The sequence below is a fragment of the Rickettsia endosymbiont of Polydrusus tereticollis genome (genome assembly GCF_964026385.1).
Lineage (GTDB): Bacteria > Pseudomonadota > Alphaproteobacteria > Rickettsiales > Rickettsiaceae > Rickettsia.
Genome location: NZ_OZ032142.1, coordinates 2,130,039 through 2,147,453, shown reverse-complemented (window position 1 = coordinate 2,147,453; position 17,415 = coordinate 2,130,039). Strand labels below are relative to the sequence as shown.

The window sequence follows — 17,415 nt, the reverse complement described above, 5'->3', positions numbered from 1 at the left end:
AGAAAAAACCTTAATAAAAAGACTGGATGCCGTGATCAAGTCACGGTATGACACCGTACGCTTTGCAAAAATTCGATCCAAACAGCAAATGCCATTGTTGTTTGGAGGTTACTACACCCAAGAAGCTGCCTTTTATAGTTATTCCGATTACGATTTTATATAACTACCTTAAAAATCGATTAGGCTTTATTATTTTTTTCTTCTTCTAATCGCATATGTACCTGCATAAGAATTTTTACAAACTCTATTAATCTTCTTGCCGCTTCGTGTGCTTCTACTTCCGGTAATTTGCCGTTATACATTTTTCTTATTCTTTCAACGATTGACTCGTAAATTTCTTCATTACTACGCCCATCCGGTTTAGCTTGCCAAGCTTGTTCATACGTGGTTATATTGTCGCTTTTCATACTGATTCCTCAATTAATTTTTAGTTAAAGTACTACTATAAATTGATAAAGTAAAACATTTTTTAATCTTAATTGCAAAATATCTGCTAATGGTTAGAGGTCACACGCAAAAACTTTGTTCACCTAGGTCACAAAACAGATTATTAATTATATTTTACCTTTCTTTTACAACTTAAATAACTTGACAATTTTACTTATTTCATTACTATTTACAGTTAAAGTTTATTGATGTTTATCCTCATTTAAATAAATTTATTTCATCGTAATATATTAAAGGTAAAAAAAAATGACCGATAAAGAAGAACAAACGATTTTTGTTGTAGAAGAAAAATCAGAGGAAGAAAGATTAGAAGAAGAATATAGAGAAGAAAAAAGGCAAAGAAATATAATGGTACCCAAAAACTAGACAAGAAAATAGAGAAAAGTAGGTATAATATCTCCTAGGAAAAGGAGCAAAAAATGAAAAAACAAGTTAAAAAATATAGTGCAGAAGAAAAAGCAAAAATAGCAATTGAAGCAATATCTGGAGAAATGACTATAGCTCAAATTACCAGCAAATATGGTGTTCACGCTAATCAGATTTATAAATGGAAGAAAGAAGCTTTAGATTTTATGGTTTCTGGATTTAAATCGAAATCTAAACAACAAGATACCGGCCAAGAAGATTTAATTAAATCATTATTTGAGCAAATAGGCCAGTTAACAGTTGAAAGAGACTGGCTTAAAAAAAAATCTAGTATCTTTGGATTTAGAGGTTAGGAAAAAAATGATAAGTTATGCTTCAAATTTAACCATAGCAAGACAATGCAAACTTTTAGATTTAAACCGCTCAAGTTACTACTACCGAGCTAGGAATACCTTAGATGATAAGGAGTATAGAGTACTGAACAGAATTGATGAGATTTTTACAGAGCATCCCTATTATGGTACTAGAAGAATGTCTCATGTCCTAAAATCCGAAGGGTTAAATGTTAGTCGTAAGATGATAAGAAAATATTATAAAATACTTGGTATTGAAGCAGTATACCCAAAGATTAATTTAAGCCGTAGGAATCAGGCTCATAAAGTATACCCATATCTATTAAATAATATAGAGGTGGTTTGCTCCAATCAAGTTTACTGTGCAGATATTACTTACATAAGATTAAAGCAAGGTTTTGTATATTTGGTTGCTATAATGGATTGGTATAGTCGTTATATTTTGAGTTGGCGGGTGTCGATTAGTTTAGAAAATGATTTTTGTATTGAAGCTCTAAATGAAGCAATATCTATACATGGCAAGCCTGACATTTTTAATACGGATCAAGGAGTACAATTTACATCAAAAGATTTTACTCAAATACTTGAGCAACAAGGCATAGCTATTAGTATGGACGGCAAAGGCAGAGCCTTAGATAATGTATTTATTGAACGTTTTTGGCGATCTTTGAAACAAGAGAAGATTTATCGTTTTGATCTTGAAACAGTACGTGAAGCAAAGATAGCTATCAGAGATTATATAGAATTTTATAATCAGCAAAGACCTCATCAATCGCTTGAATATAAGACACCTGAAATGATACATTTTGCAGAAAAACTAGAAAATTATCAAGAGGCTATATGACATAGAAAATGCAAACTTTACTTTGAAAAACCAATACATTAATACAGGAGAATTACACCTCTAAAATTTAAAAAATTTGTCTAGACAAAGGGTACCACCTCAAAATGCCCGAGTTTGGAAAGACACCAAAGACATGTTTAAAATTATTATACCGGCTTTAATTGTTGTTATGATTCTCATGCGGATACTAAATAGTTATTTAATAGAAAGACACGCTAAAGAAATGGCGTTAGAAGACCAACAAATAGAAGCTGAGTTAGATGCAGAAGAAGCGGCGGAAGCAGCAGAAAAAGCAGCGGAAAAGCTAAAATAATATTTTAAATTAGGGTATAAAATACTTTGTTGTGAAAATAAAGCATATAATATGCAGCTGGCATTGTTGCGTGGATACGTGTAACGTCATTGCGAGCAACTAAAAGCATTGTTGCGTGGATCGAATTTTTGCAAAGCGTACGGTGTCATTCTAGTTCCTTGATCACGGCATCCAGTCTTTTTATTAAGGTTTTTTCTGGATACCGTGGTCAAGCCACGGTATGACACCATACTTGTAATAACCATAATACGGTGAATTATGATCCACGCAACAACGCCTATGCAGTTTCATAGAATTTAAATTACATTAATGTATCTTAAGCTTTGTATTTCATATTATTTAAAGGTTATTATTAAATTGTAAGGTTAAAAAAGCACTGCCCATTGTAATTTATTACTTTAAATTATTAATAGAAAATGTTATAAAGATTAATCTAATGAATTTAGGTTAATCTTTATGGAAGATATTAATTGCTGGGAAGAAAAGTTTGAGATGTGCGGTTATGCCGCAAAGCTACTAGATAAAATTACTTCTTTAAACAAATTAGTACAATATCCGATAGACCTTAAGGAGATTAAAAAGGGTATTTATTATGCACAGAAATATCACGGCACACAAATGCGACAATCAGGCGACCCGTATTACTCCCATCCGGTAGAAGTTGCTTATTTGTTAGCCGAGTTTACGGCACTTGAAGTACCTAAACTTTTTATACCCAGTATGATAAATGCTGCTTTATTACACGATACTGTAGAAGACACACCCCTTACGGAAAATGATATTGCTGTTATTTTTGACAGAAATATAGCAAACCATGTAGAAGGTTTAACTCGAGTTAAACCTTCTGGAAAGGTCAGCGTTGAGGATAGTTTAAATTTATTAATTCAACAAAAAAGATATGATACGGCACTTATAAAAATCTTTGATCGAGTGCATAATTTGCAGACTATCGAAGTTAAATCGTATGAAAAAATTCAAAAAATTATAGATGAAACTTTGAAAATATTTTTAGTTCTTGTTGTATATCTTAAACTTCCGACAATAGAGAAAGAGTTTAGTAGAATAAATAAATATTTACTTCAAAAATATACTCCAAAATCTCAAAATGTTATACCTTATGGTAATAATTCCCAACTTCTATCTCTAATTTTTTAAAGTGATTCACTCCAAAGATATAACCTATAGCAATAGGAAGCATTATAAATAACAATCCCCAATGACTAAATAATTTTATTAAATATATCATTCCAAAAGAGGTAATAGCGTAAGTTAAAGCACGAGCCGTGGCATACATAAACGTACTATAAGTAAATCGTTTAAAAATCGGTAAGTGTTTAAAGAATATAGCCATAGCCGGAGTAACCCCAGGTGCAAATATCACAAGAAAGGATTGAATAAAAAGTAAGTGTAACGGAGTTTTTATCCAAAATACTAATAGATAAGGACATATTAAAACAAATATGAGAAATATTGTTCCTGTTACCTTAAGGATTTTTAATGGATGTATTTTATAACTTAAATAAAGTAATACAAAAAATTTTGCTAACTCAATTAAAGATACGATAAAATTATGATTTATAACTTGCTCAGAATTGTAATTAAAAGAATTTTTTAAGATACTATTACAATGTACGTATACAAAATAAAAGCATATAGGCCAAGCACAATTTAATAAAAATAAAGCTAATGCTGTTTTTTTATTAACTTTTTCATTCCATATAGGATTATTTTCTAAAATTTTTGGATCTTTATCTGCATCAATCATAGCTTCTTGTAATCTACGCTTTGCATTAACAAATTCCGGTGTTTCCCTAAGGCGGGTTCGAGCAGCAGAACCAACTAAAGCAACTGCCGCTCCGATAATAAAAATTATCCGCCAATTAATCCCTACGGAAAGTACTAACCCGGATATTGCATGAAGTGAGATTTAAAGTAAGAAATTGAGTAATTTATAATATTAGCAATGATACTTTTGTAAAAATTTTGCCAAAAAGTGCTTTGAAGCCGTTATTTTCAAATTTTAGATGTAATGCCCCTTACCCCATTTTTTCTAAGCACCGGGAACAGTGCTAATCTAGGTTATTCTAATGCTAATTTCTTCATCACATGATTCCATACCTGTCGGTAAGGATATGATGAAGATAACAAAAACTTAATACGCCTAGTATTACGGATAATTACTACCCCAATTTTTAATAATTTTAAACGTATTGTACCTATTTGTGCTTTTGCTAATGCACTACCTTGTAATAAATTACCTCTGATATATTCTACTAAAGTGTATGCAAGACCCGATAAAATCATTCTGAGCTGATTAGCCCACCATCTATGACAAGAAGTACGATCTGCAAATAATTCTAGTTGTTGCTCTTTTATACGGTTTTCCATATCACCACGACCACAGTAAACTTTGTCGTATAAATCTTCAGGTTTATCTGATAAATTAGTTACTATATACCTTGGATTTTCTCCAAGCATTGTCATTTCTGCCTTACCAATTATTCTACGTTCATGACTCCAACTACCAGCCTTATATGGAAACTCACTAAAAAGACGTTGCTTTTCTTGGGTTATAATAAATGCTGCTTTTGACTTCTCCATTGTAGGTTTCAGTAACTCATTTAGTCTGTTATTTTGGGGCATTCCTACAATATATTTTATATTATGAATATCACACCAATCAAACATCTGATGACGACAAAATCCACTATCACCACGAAAAATAATCTTTACCTCTGGCCAAGCTTGGCGAAAACGTTTTACTAACAATGATAATATTGCCCAAGAATGTTTTGCTTGATCCTGCTTTGACGTCCTAAGATAACTAACTAACAGATGCTTTCCACAAAAAACATACAAAGGTAAAAAGCAATTATGACCGTAATAACCATGATAAAACTTACCTTCCTGTTGCCCATGAATTTCATCATCCGTAGCATCAAAATCAAGTATTAGCTGCTTTGGTACTATTTTATGAGACTTAATAAATTTATCAAGCATTAGTTCATGCACTTTAATTGCAAAGTGTCTATCAGCATTGTTTTCTATACGACATAAGGTAGAACTACTTGCCATATCATCAATTGTTTCCATAGCTGTTTGCATAGCAGGACATTTTCGTAGATAATTGTGGTCATTTAAATCTTCATAACCTAATGCAATACCATAAATTCGTTGCCTCAGCATTGTTGCCATATTATGGGTAATTTTACTACCATCTCGTCTATCAGGAAATATTTTAGCAAGCTCCTCTGTTATACCAAGCCTTTTATCTGCTTCTCTTAATAACAACACACCTCCATCGCTACTAATATCACCTCCAGTGAAATTTATCTCTATTGTCCGATTTTTTACTTTGGAAAACTGGTAACTATATGCTATACAATTTGTCATGACAAAATCCTTTGTATTATTCTAATGAAATACCAGTATTATACAGCTTTACGAGGATTTTGTCTCCTATATCTCATGCAATATCCGGGCTAAAGAAGCTATTCCTAAAGCAGCACTTGTGCCAAATGTACCAAATCCTGCTATTAAAGATACAACAGGGTATTGTATCGGAGGAGAAGTAATTTCAGTTAAGTAAAGCTCTGCTCCTACTCTTTCCCCCATAGATGCCATACCTTGTATAATACGACATATAGTAAATAAAACAGCAGCAGTAAGACCAAAATCTGCATAAGTGGGTAGAACAGACATCATAAGGCAAGAAATTGCCATTAAAAAAGTTGTTATAATAACGGTAGTTTTTCGCCCAATATTATCACCTATCCAGCCAAATACTAAAGCACCGATTGGTCTAAAAACAAAAGTAGAGCAAAAAGAAAATGCCGTTAAAAGAGAAGTAGTATAAGGATCGCTTTCTGGAAAAAATAGTACATTAAGCAATACTGCTAAATGAACATATAGCATTAAGTCAAAATACTCTAGAAAAGTACCTACTGATAACAACCCTAGAGCTTGTTTTTGTTCTTTTGTTAAACTTCTTTGCTCTTTCTCATAGCCTAACATTTTAATTAAATATAAAGAAATTATATTTTTTTCGTTGAAAGTCAATAAGAAATTTCACGTTGTACGATAAAAAAATGAAGTGTTGTTAAAACGCTTCATATTGCAACTTCTTTGATGCTAATTAAATCCCTCATATATTCGGGATAGCCTGGATGACCACAGCCACTTCGTGGCTTCGCCATGACGGATTTTTATTAATTCTCGAGCCAGCAACAACGCCTTTAGTTGTTCGTCATGACGATTCCGAGAATCACGTAACAACACTGCCATTAAACCTCACTCAATAATCAAAAATATTAATGAATTTTAATCTCTTTATAAAAAAAGACTTGGTAAATTTTAATCTTTTCTTATAATGCCTGCTAAAAGCGACTAGCTCTCTCAAAGTTAGCTTGTAAAAAAATAATGGCAGCGTTTATGAAAAAAAATTTACGAAATAAATTCAGTTTATTTAAATATTTTTTACTAATTTGCGTTAGTATTACCACATTAACTTTTGGAATAAATGAGGGATTTGCACAACCCGGCGATGACCTTGAGGGCTTCCTTGAGGACTTCCGTAACCACCCACTAAGCAAACCAAAAACTACTCGGCAGAAAAGGGAAGTTCCATCAAACCCTCCTATGCATACTAATCGAGAAAGAGACGCACAATCGCCCACAGTTAGTGAAAAGCCAAAAGCAAAAAAATGGTTTTCTAGAAAAAAAGCACCTACAGAAGAAAAGCCTACAGAAGAAAAACCTGCCACTATCCCTAATGGCTTTTCATTAGCACAAGACCCCCCTAATAAAGAAGGATATAAACTAAAAGACTTAATTTCCGACGTGCTAAAAAATAACAAGAAAATGGCAGAAAATTCTCTATTAACACGCCTTAAGCAACAATGTATATTACAAGAGCATAACGAAAGGTTTGACGAATACCTTAATAATAACGATGCTATCACTGCTTTAGGATATGCCGAAAACACAGGACTATCTTTAGAGCTAAAAAAAACTGCAATTGATAAAATTTTATCTGATCTAAAGGATCAAAATATAAAACAAATATTATTTGTCGGTAACCTTGAAGATGTGAGAATTTTGGATTTTACAAAACCTATTAATAAAGAAAACAGACCTATATTAGCTGCAATAACACAAAATGCTTCCGAAGAACAAAAAAATATATTTTTTGATCGAGTTGCGGGTTATGTAGACAGGAATCTAATTACTTTAGAAACACAAAAACTTCACCCGGAAGCTAGACTAATATTAACGCAACTCAAAGCTATTAATGATAAAAAAGGGCTCAAAAAGTTTTTATTAAGAAAAGGTAAAATAAAAGAAAAATTACAAGTATATTATAAGAACGGCAAATATGGAAATATACCACAAAAGGTAATAGCAGAGATTAATAAAAAACTTAAAGCCGATTCTTTAATAACTAATGATTTAAATCAAAATGAAATAGTTGCATTAATTAACGGTTTTAATAAAACTTCTTTAGAAAAATCAATTAATGTTATTTTAACTCCACCCGAAATTATAAAAAAAGAAATTAAGAAAAAACTTTTACCTACTCCACAACCGGTGCTTACAAGGACAGCGTCGACAGGTACGACTCCGCCACCGCGGCCAAATGCACCGCCTCCTATTCATAATAATTATAATATTAATCTTAATGATCTTAAAAAGAGCCATCCGAAGCTGCATAAATTATATGAAAAATTAGCAGAGCAAGGTAAGCATACACAGCAAAATTCTTTATCAACAAAAGTAAATAAGGCTGATGAAATAACCGAACCGCAAACAGAATACGGTCAATTGTACAAAGCATATTTAACAGAGTCTAACAAAGATTTTCCTAAATTAGGGGTACAACTAATGGGAGCCGAAATAAATATAGTAAATACTATACGGCAAATATTAACGACTGAATATAAAGACGATTTTGGGGCAGAAAAACTTATTAGTTTATTCAGCGAAGGTAATCAGGATAGTAGTCAGGCAACTGAGATTAAAAGCAAAGCCTTACAGATATATCAGGAACTTTCAAAAGATCTGTATACTGCTCCTATAATTAAAAGAACTAAAAAAGATGCCATACCTGACAAGCTTTTCCAAGAATCCTCAGATGATGCAATGAAGCGTCTTCTATTGCCATCTAGTGGAATATCCAAACCTCAAAAAGAATTTGTTCAAACGATACAAATAAAAGAACAAAAAGAACAAGAATTAGCAAATTGTAATGATAGATTAGAACAATTAAGATTTATAGTTAAAAACTTCAGCGTTTTTGGCAACCAAAAATTAAATGATAATATAGAAGAATTAGTTAATGATCCTAATAAGTTAACTAATATCAATAAAGTGAATATTTTATTTGATAAAGACAAAATAATTACAACCCTAAAAAATATTGATTCCGTTTCCGATGAGCAAATAAATAATTTAAGAACTAACATAATAAAAACAATTGATCGTGAAACTATTAAAGCATTTGCATCAGATAATAATATAAATTCAGCTGATTTTATTAGGGTGATACAATCTACGAAACCTGAAATATTAAGAGAATTTTTAGCAGCTAAAGTTATTATCGAGGAAAATAAACTAGGTAATGCTCTTTCGCAAAATGTACCCTCTATAGCTAATTTTTCACAAGAAGAGGTAACTCAGTTATCTCAACGCATGACCATAGCGGGATTAATGAAATCTTTGGTGGAAATAGGTCAGGAAAATATAGTTGCACAACAACAAAGCAAGCAGCCGATTACTACCGGCAATGCTCCGCCTCCACCACCTCCGCCGTCAATAATGACACCTTCGGAACTAGAGAATCTAAAGCTAAAAGCTGCAGGAGTTAATGACGATTTGATAAAAAGAGCATTAAAACTTAAAGCCGATAATAATAGAATACCCCCTAAGGCACCTACCACAACTAATGAATTTAATTCATATGTAGGGAAAAAATATTTTGAACGTATAAATACCGGTTCTTCAGCTGCTGCTAGTCCTTTTGTATTAAATATCAAGAGGAATGGTGTCGGCGAAGCACTGAACAATATAATATTAGAAAGTGTGCTAGAAATATAGCTAGAAGCTAATAAAACGGCTATAAAAAAAGACTTATGACATATAGTATAGATTTTCGTAGAAAGGTATTTAAGATAAAGAACAAAGAAGGTTTAAGTTATGTACAAACAGCCAAGCGTTTTGATGTAGGGAAGACAACATTAGTGCGTTGGGCAAAACGTTTGGAGCCTTCACGTACTCGTAATAAACCTGCAACAAAAATCAACATGGAAGCATTAAAACAAGATGTCAAGGACTATCCTGATGCTTATAATTATGAGAGAGCTGAACGTTTAGTTGTAAGTACACATGGCATTTGGAGAGCTCTTAAACGCTTAAATATTACATATAAAAAAAACACTGAATCACCCAAAAGCCAAAGCAAAAGAGAGGTTATGCTTTCAAAATAAAATTACTCAATATACACATGATGGAAAACCTATAGTATACTTGGATGAAAGTGGTTTTATGCATGACATGCCTCGTACTCATGGATATTCTATGAAGGGAGAAAGATGTTTTGGTACACATGATTGGGGAGCTAAAGGACGTACTAATGCTATAGGAGCCTTGCTAGACAAAGCACTTTTGACAGTTAGTCTTTTCGAACATAATATTGATACACAAACTTTTACTCATTGGGTAAAAGAGGATTTAATGCCTAAATTACCAGATGGTTGTGTAATTGTTTTAGATAATGCTGCTTTTCATAAGAATAAAGATATGCAATATTATATCAAAAATGCTGGGCATATCCTTGAATATTTACCGGCATATAGCCCAGATTTAAATCCAATTGAACATAAATGGGCTCAAGCTAAATCTATTAGGAGAAAATATCAATGTGATATTGATCAACTCTTTAGAGATTATTGTCCATAGCCGTTTTATTAGCTTCTAGCTATATATGCTAAGGAACCCTTCGATAAACTCAATGAGGGAGTGGGTGCGGGAGGTCTTGAAGATGCATTCTCTACGCTCTCACCGACTTTTATAGGACCTAAGACTGAACTCGGTGACGAAATATATAAGATTTATGAAGAAATAATAATTGAAACAGCAAATGATACAGAGTTTTTAAAAAGCTTAGCAAAGGACATTAAATCATTCACAGGTAATGAACTAACAGGTAATGAACTGTTAGATAAAGCTATTAAAACGCAAGCTGATGCAGCCGCTAAAGCGTTAGAAGAAGAAAAAGCCTTAGAATTAGTACCGGAGTTATTTGCACAAGCAGAAAAAGATTATGAAAATCAACAAGAAGCACAAAAAGCTAACGCAGCGTTAGAACAACAAAGATTAGAGCAAGAAAGGATAAACAATGAAGATTTAGCACGACAAGCTAAATTAGCAAGAGAACGAAAAAAACTAGAAGCTGACGCAGCCGCTAAAGCGTTAGAAGAAGAAGCCTTAGAACTAGTACCGGAGTTATTTGCACAAGCAGAAAAAGATTATGAAAATCAACAAGAACAACTAAACGCTAACGCTAAAGCTATTGTGCAACCTCAAACTCAAGAAGAAGTGGTTGAAGAAATTACAACTACAGAATTAGTGCAAAATAACGATGAGGAAAATCATACTTCAGAAATTCTTACCGATGATGAATCAGGTGCAAGTAAACAATCGCTAGACAATTCAATAATCAAAGAAGAGGAAAAAATTAATGATGAAAAAGAGCAAAATAATGATAAACAATTGTCTCAAAACCTTGAGATATTAGAAGTAGATAGTTTAGTAAGTAAAGAAATTTCAGGAGTTAATCAACCGGAAGAAACAATTTTAGAAGAAGATAGGCGAGAAAATATTAAAGCAAAAATTCATTCTGCACATAATTATATTCGAGATAGTATTAATAATCCCGCTATATTGGATAGAGTAAAGTATTTTCTCTCCGCCGGTGCTGCTGCAGCCGGTGATGAGGATACAACTATCGAAAAAGGCATATGGATTAACGGTTTATACAGTATTAATAAGCATGGAATATGGCAAGATATACCAGGATATAAAGGTCGTACCGACGGTGTTACTATAGGTGCTGATACTGGATTTAACGATAATGATTTATTCGGAATTGCTTATAGTAATACGCACTCTAATCTAAAATATAATAAGAATTACGATAAAGTAAATATTGACGGGCATGCTTTTAGTTTGTACGGTTTAAAAGAACTAAAAAAGAATTTTTCCCTACAAGCATTAGCGACTATTTCGCATAACTATGTTAAGAACAAAATTCTCTATTCCGATAATCATATCACCGGAAAATATCGAAATACTAGCTTGAGCTTTGGAACATTGCTAAATTATAGATACCAAGCCAAGAGAGGTATGAATATTATACCTCATATCGGGCTTAGATACGGACATACAAAAGACGGGAGTTATAAAGAGCATGATATCGGTACTCAGCATTTAACGGTTGCCGGAAAATCACGACAATTATGGACCGGAATTATCGGCGGTAGAATATTATTTGCTCCGAAAAACATTTCTAACTCTATCACTTTAATACCCACTTTACACGGTTCTATCGAAAAGCATTTTAATAGCAAAAATACGGCAGTTAATACTACCATAACATGGAAAGATAAGAAGTTAGAGGAAATTATTACTTTACCGAAACAACCGAAAATCGGTTATAATATAGGAGCAGGTATAGTTGCTAAAAAAAGCAATGTTACAATTTCCATGGAGTATAATTGCCGTTTGCATAAAAAATATCAAAGTCATCAAGGGATGGCTAAATTAAAAATTAATTTCTAATAAATTATGAGCCACGCAACAATGCCGTCTTGTGCAGTAAAAAGGTTAATAAAATGATAATTGATAAAACCACTTATAAAGCTACTGTTTTTGACAAGCGTGTTAGATTTTTAGTGTTACATTACACCCAAGAAAATTTTAAAAAATCTATTGAATACTTGACAGGGTACAACGTTAGCGTCCATTATTTAGTAAATGATCAAAACTCGGATCATATCTTTCAGCTAGTGGAAGAACGGGATAGGGCTTGGCATGCGGGAATTAGTAGTTGGAAAGGACGCAATAATATTAACGACACTTCAATCGGTATTGAAATCGTTAATTTAGGCTTTACCCTAGACGAAAAAAACCACAAAACTTGGTATCCTTATCCTCCGGAGCAAATTAACAGCGTAATTAGCTTATGTAAACAAATTATTAGTGATTATGATATTGTGCCAACGAACGTTATAGGACATTCAGACATTGCACCCGGTAGAAAAGTAGACCCGGGACCTTTATTTCCTTGGAAACAACTTTACGATAACGGCATAGGTGCTTGGTATAATGAGGAAAAAGTAAAATCTCTAATGCCGCATATAGATATTTCTAATATAAAAGCTATTCAAGAAAAATTTATAAAATACGGCTATGGGCTTAACCCTACCGGTATAATGGATTTACCAACAAAAGAAGTAGTAAGCTCTTTTCAAATGCATTTCCGTCCTAGCAATTTTTCGGGGGATTTAGATATTGAAACTGTCGCTATTTTGGAAACTTTAATAGAAAAATATTGTGAAGATGTCATTCCTACAGAAACATAGCGTTGTTGCATGACTCCCAGAATCGTCATGGCGAGCGACTGAAAGCGTTGTTATGTGGCTCGATAAAAGCAGCTGTATGTCATTCCCGCAAAGGCGGGAATCCAGAAAATGTTTAAGCGAATTATATAGTAAATTTTTATATAATTTTGTTTATTTTAAGTGTTTTTTCTAGATTCCCGCCTTCGCGGGAATGACATCGAAAATTCGAGCCGGGCAACAATGCTGCTATACATAGTTGATGATGGTTATCGGCTTTTTTCTCCAAGGTTAAAACGCAGCTCTTTTTAATCGGTCATTGATAGCGATGCCGATATTTACGGAAGGAATTGGAGCGATAGCAATTCTTGTTATATTATGACTTATAGCATAATTATCGAGCATTCTTAAATATGCATAAAGATTTGCCGCCGCTTCTGCTAAATCGCCGCTTATACTTAAATTCAACGAAAATTCACCTTGTAAATTACTACTACCAAAATTCAAAGCTATTTCTCTATCTTCTAAATTTGTGGTATTTAATCTAATCGGCACTTTAGGCGAGTAATGTTTAGCCAGCATCCCCGGAGCTTTAACTTCCATTGTCATATTAGCTTTAACAATTTTTATCCCTAATATTTTTTCTAACGTTTCCGAGGTAATAAATCCCTCTCTCAAAATTGTTGGCTGCTTTAAAGTCGTATCTATTATTGTTGATTCCAAACCATATTCAGATTGATAAGATTCAGGCGATAGGATAAAAACTGCCTCGTTATCTAAAAAATGCTCTTGAACGTGCCGTTCGTTAGTCGGGCTAATATAATTAGAGGGGTTAGCACTCGGTGCTGCAATCGGTATCCCTGCTTTTTCTATTAATTCTAGAGCTAACGGATAAGCCGGCATACGCAGTGCTATAGTTTTAAGCCCTGCCGTAACCGCATGAGCTATATTAGCAGTATCTTTTAAAGGCACAACTAAGGATAAAGGTCCGGACCATAATTTAGTTGCTAGCAGATTCGCAATTTCATTAAACTCACCGATAGTTTTAGCTTGTTCTAGGCTTGCCACATGAACAATTAGCGGATTAATAGCCGGGCGGTTTTTTAGCCGAAAGATTTTTAAGCAAGCCTCTTCATTGGTAGCATCAGCACCGAGTCCGTAAACTGTTTCGGTCGGGAATGCGACCACTCCGCCCGATTTAATAAATTTCGCTGCTTTATTAATCATTGCGGAGTCACTTGAAGCAATCTCGATGTCATTCTCGCGAAGGCGGGAATCCAGATTTTTCTGTCTCTGTCCTGCTGAACTTGTTTCAGCATTTGTTGAAAAATATCCTGAAATAAATTCAGGATGACTATAATTTTTCTGGATTCCCGCCTTCGCAGGAATGACATAAAGGAATGCGAGAATAACATAAAAGAATGCAAGAATAACATACAAAGATGTAAAAATGACATTGAAAATTTGCTCATAAACAATCAAATTTTGCTACTTTATGAAATAAATCACATGTTGCTTGCAGTAATAATAAGCGATTATTGGCAACTTTAAGATCTTCATCGTTAACCATTACGTTATCGAAGAAATCGGCAATAGGCATAAGTAGTGAAGCTAACAAACTTAAAGCTTTCGTAAAATCTTTATCAGTAACACTATTTATGATTTGATTAGAAAGATTTGTTATTAAGCTAAATAATTCTTTTTCATATTTTGAAGTAAAAATATTAATATCAATCTCGCCGCCTATTCTTTTAGCCCCTAAAATATTACTTGCTCTTTTGTAAGCGGTTAATAACTCTTTTCCTTCATCGCTTACTAAAAATTTTTGTAAAGCATCAAGTTTTAGATTTATAATAACTAAATCATTTTCTATTTTCAAATCAAGAACGGCATTAATTAACAAACCGTCATATTGATTTTTGAAATAAAATTTTGCTCTTTCTTCAAAAAATGAATCTATTAAATTATTATCTCTATTAGATAAATCTTTATATAAATCAGCAGCGAAATTAATTAATTCAACAATATTTATTTGCAGTTTATTTTCTAATATTATCCTAATTATGCCGAGTGTTTGACGTCTCAATGCGTAAGGATCGCCTGAACCGCTAGGAGCTTCACCCGCTAGCATCAACCCGACTAGGCTATCTAATTTATCGGCTATCGCTAGCAGTGCCGCATTGCCGGTAGGTACATTATCCGAAGGACCTTGTGGTTTATAATGATCTCTGATCGCCTCCGCTACTTCTTCGCCTAGCCCTTCATGCATCGCATAATAACAACCCATAATTCCTTGTAGCTCGGGGAATTCTCCGACCATTTCACTAACTAAATCACTTTTGCAGAGTTTAGCCGCTGTTATTAATGATTCATTTCTTGGATATAAGTAACGACAAATATTTTCCAGTCTTTCCGTTTTTTGTTTTAAATTACCGAGTTTAGTATGAAATGTTACCCGCTCAACTTTCGATAATTGTGATGCCAAACTTTTAGACAAGTCTTGTTCATAAAAATATAAAGCATCGGCTAGCCTTGCCGCTAATACTTTTTCGTTACCTTTTACGACTAACTCGGAATCGCTAAATTTGCCGTTAGCTACAAATAAAAAATACGGTGCAAAATTTCCTTTACTATCAAACAAGCAAAAATATTTTTGATGAGTTCGCATTGAAGAGATCAATACTTCCCTAGGTAATTTTAGGAATTTCTCCGGTACTTTGCCAATCATCACAATAGGAAATTCCGCTAGCCCCGTGACTTCTTCAACTAGCCGCTCATCTTCCTTTAAGCTCAAATTATGTAAATTTGCTATTTCCTGCAAACCGATTTTGATCCTTTCCTGCCGTTCTAATCTATCTAAAATAACGTCATTTTCTAAAAGCTTACTTTTATATTCAGCGAAATTATTGATTGTTACCGCCCTATTGCCTTTAAGCCTGTGCGAGTAGGTAATATTATTAGCCGTTAAATGACCGAATTTTAGCGGTAATATTTCACCGTCAAATATACATAATATATTGCGTAAGGGGCGAATCCATTTTATTTTATAATCACCCCAATACATCGATTTCGACCAGCTATATCTATTAATAGCCGCAATTATAATTTCCGGTAAAACTTCTTTAATATCTTTTTCGGCTATTTGCTTAATGAAAAAATAATATAAATGATTATTTATTAGTTTAGTAGAAAGATGTAATTTGTCGGTATTATGTGCCTTGCAAAACCCTTGAATAGCTGTCTCGGGAGCTTCTACCGCCGGACCTTTAATTTCTATTTCCTGCGGCAAAATAGATTGAGGTAAATGAGTAACATGAACGGTAATTCTACGAGCCCCTGAAAATACTTGAGCTTTAGCAAATATTTCCTGCTCTTCAAAAATTTTTGTAAAGATATTTAAATATGCCTCTTCGGCAGTTTTTTGCATGAAAGCCGGTATTTCTTCACTAAAAAGCTCTAATAATAATTCACTCATATTCAATCCTTAACTCACACTAATTTAATATTCCCAAGACTTCGGTATTATTCTTGCGTCCCTTTATGTCATTCCTGTGCAGGGACGTTATTGCATGGCTTGTGCTGATGTACTATTTGTACGTATAGCTTAGCTCGTTCTAAAATTTTAAGTCTATAGCTTAATAAACTTTGCTATAGCTATGAAAGATATCACGAGAAGATAAAAATAGAGCAGTGCCTAAGCTATTAATTTTTGTGGATTCTTTGTACATGGTGCACCCTGAAGGATTCGAACCTCCGACCTACGGATTAGAAATCCGTTGCTCTATCCAGCTGAGCTAAGGGTGCTGGAATATTGCTAATCTTATAGCAGTTCAGCTTTTATTTTTCAAGCTTTCTTTGATGTGAACTTTTAAAAATAACTTGTCTCTTAACGTGTAGTGTATTAAAAGTAAAAAAAATCGTTATTGTGAGGATATGCTGTGTGTTGTTGCATGGCTCATAATTTACCGTATTATGGTTATTACAAGTATGGTGTCATACCGTGGCTTGACCACGGTATCCAGAAAAAACCTTAATAAAAAGACTGGATGCCGTGATCAAGTCACGGCATGACACCGTACACTTTGCAAAAATTTGAGCCATGCAACAACGCCCGTACCTTTTCGTAATTGTAAATTATGTCAGAAATTTTTACCTATGACCCTTCATTAAAATCAGCATTTTTAAATCTTAAAGTTAAGGCTAGTGCAAAAGCTAATTCGGTTAATAATTTTATAGCCGTAAATGATAAGCTATATTTAAAATTATCAATTAAAGCGATTCCGGAAAAAGGCAAAGCCAATGCGGAAATTATTAGTTTTTTATCTAAAGAATGGCGTATTGAAAGGAATAATTTGGCAATTATAAAAGGTCAAACAAGCAATTTAAAGACTATATGGATAAAAAATATAGAGTCGGACTATTTAAATTCTTTTTTAAAGCACTATATAGAATAATAAAGTTATAAAGCTATATAGTATT

The 17,415-nt window shown here is 33.3% G+C and carries 15 protein-coding genes, 1 tRNA gene and 1 pseudogene; 10 read left to right on the top strand and 7 right to left on the bottom strand.

The genetic code is table 11. The features are described 5' to 3' along the window. Window positions 1-179: 179 nt before the first annotated feature. Window positions 180-407: a hypothetical protein gene (locus AAGD48_RS10455; RefSeq protein WP_341789932.1), complete on the bottom strand. Its 228-nt coding sequence runs from the start codon at window positions 405-407 to the stop codon at window positions 180-182. A gap of 459 nt (window positions 408-866) precedes the next feature. Between AAGD48_RS10455 and AAGD48_RS10450 the strand changes: the two genes are divergently transcribed. The 4 genes from AAGD48_RS10450 to AAGD48_RS10435 all read left to right on the top strand — a co-directional run bounded on the left by AAGD48_RS10450 (window position 867) and on the right by AAGD48_RS10435 (window position 3,478). Further along, window positions 867-1,166, top strand: coding sequence for a transposase (locus tag AAGD48_RS10450; RefSeq protein WP_045812944.1), 300 nt, complete (start codon window positions 867-869; stop codon window positions 1,164-1,166). 7 nt (window positions 1,167-1,173) lie between these two features. Further along, window positions 1,174-2,010, top strand: coding sequence for an IS3 family transposase (locus tag AAGD48_RS10445; RefSeq protein WP_341789327.1), 837 nt, complete (start codon window positions 1,174-1,176; stop codon window positions 2,008-2,010). Between the two features lie 133 nt (window positions 2,011-2,143). Next, on the top strand, window positions 2,144-2,323 hold the full coding sequence (locus AAGD48_RS10440) for a hypothetical protein (RefSeq protein WP_341789931.1): 180 nt from the start codon (window positions 2,144-2,146) through the stop codon (window positions 2,321-2,323). 456 nt (window positions 2,324-2,779) lie between these two features. Then, window positions 2,780-3,478 (top strand): HD domain-containing protein, encoded by a 699-nt coding sequence (locus AAGD48_RS10435; RefSeq protein WP_341789930.1) that lies wholly within the window; start codon window positions 2,780-2,782, stop codon window positions 3,476-3,478. Here the strand turns inward: AAGD48_RS10435 and AAGD48_RS10430 are convergent. The 3 genes and pseudogenes from AAGD48_RS10430 to AAGD48_RS10420 all read right to left on the bottom strand — a co-directional run. Next, on the bottom strand, window positions 3,432-4,088 hold the full coding sequence (locus AAGD48_RS10430) for an MFS transporter (RefSeq protein WP_341789929.1): 657 nt from the start codon (window positions 4,086-4,088) through the stop codon (window positions 3,432-3,434). The two genes, AAGD48_RS10435 and AAGD48_RS10430, sit on opposite strands and share 47 nt — an antisense overlap. Before the next feature lie 314 nt (window positions 4,089-4,402). Next, complete coding sequence (locus AAGD48_RS10425) at window positions 4,403-5,716, bottom strand: IS1380 family transposase (protein ID WP_341789277.1); 1,314 nt, start codon at window positions 5,714-5,716, stop codon at window positions 4,403-4,405. Between the two features lie 90 nt (window positions 5,717-5,806). After that, window positions 5,807-6,337: pseudogene (locus AAGD48_RS10420) on the bottom strand (MFS transporter); the annotation flags it as partial. Between the two features lie 417 nt (window positions 6,338-6,754). Between AAGD48_RS10420 and AAGD48_RS10415 the strand changes: the two are divergent. The 5 genes from AAGD48_RS10415 to AAGD48_RS10395 are packed head-to-tail and all read left to right on the top strand — an operon-like array spanning window position 6,755 to window position 12,960. Continuing rightward, window positions 6,755-9,415: a hypothetical protein gene (locus AAGD48_RS10415; RefSeq protein WP_341789928.1), complete on the top strand. Its 2,661-nt coding sequence runs from the start codon at window positions 6,755-6,757 to the stop codon at window positions 9,413-9,415. Between the two features lie 35 nt (window positions 9,416-9,450). Next, window positions 9,451-9,804 carry an IS630 transposase-related protein gene (locus AAGD48_RS10410; protein ID WP_341789396.1) on the top strand — a complete coding sequence of 118 codons (354 nt, stop codon included), beginning with the start codon at window positions 9,451-9,453 and terminating at the stop codon, window positions 9,802-9,804. Then, the gene (locus AAGD48_RS10405; RefSeq protein WP_341790702.1) at window positions 9,734-10,276 is read left to right on the top strand and encodes an IS630 family transposase; all 543 of its coding nucleotides are present in this window, start codon (window positions 9,734-9,736) and stop codon (window positions 10,274-10,276) included. Before AAGD48_RS10410 ends, AAGD48_RS10405 begins: the two co-directional genes overlap by 71 nt. A gap of 60 nt (window positions 10,277-10,336) precedes the next feature. After that, window positions 10,337-12,157 carry an autotransporter domain-containing protein gene (locus AAGD48_RS10400; RefSeq protein WP_341789927.1) on the top strand — a complete coding sequence of 607 codons (1,821 nt, stop codon included), beginning with the start codon at window positions 10,337-10,339 and terminating at the stop codon, window positions 12,155-12,157. 53 nt (window positions 12,158-12,210) lie between these two features. Then, window positions 12,211-12,960, top strand: a complete 750-nt coding sequence (locus AAGD48_RS10395; RefSeq protein WP_341789926.1) for an N-acetylmuramoyl-L-alanine amidase — start codon at window positions 12,211-12,213, stop codon at window positions 12,958-12,960. A gap of 267 nt (window positions 12,961-13,227) precedes the next feature. On the opposite strand, the gene AAGD48_RS10390 is transcribed toward AAGD48_RS10395, so the two are convergent. The 3 genes from AAGD48_RS10390 to AAGD48_RS10380 all read right to left on the bottom strand — a co-directional run bounded on the left by AAGD48_RS10390 (window position 13,228) and on the right by AAGD48_RS10380 (window position 16,740). Beyond that, entirely contained in the window at window positions 13,228-14,163 is a 936-nt protein-coding gene (locus AAGD48_RS10390; protein ID WP_341789925.1) for an L-threonylcarbamoyladenylate synthase, read from the bottom strand. A gap of 241 nt (window positions 14,164-14,404) precedes the next feature. Then, window positions 14,405-16,411: a glycine--tRNA ligase subunit beta gene (gene glyS / locus AAGD48_RS10385; RefSeq protein ID WP_341789924.1), complete on the bottom strand. Its 2,007-nt coding sequence runs from the start codon at window positions 16,409-16,411 to the stop codon at window positions 14,405-14,407. A gap of 252 nt (window positions 16,412-16,663) precedes the next feature. Then, window positions 16,664-16,740, bottom strand: a tRNA-Arg gene (locus tag AAGD48_RS10380). Window positions 16,741-17,072: 332 nt separating this feature from the next. Between AAGD48_RS10380 and AAGD48_RS10375 the strand changes: the two genes are divergently transcribed. Next, window positions 17,073-17,390 carry a DUF167 family protein gene (locus AAGD48_RS10375; protein ID WP_341789923.1) on the top strand — a complete coding sequence of 106 codons (318 nt, stop codon included), beginning with the start codon at window positions 17,073-17,075 and terminating at the stop codon, window positions 17,388-17,390. Window positions 17,391-17,415: the final 25 nt, after the last annotated feature.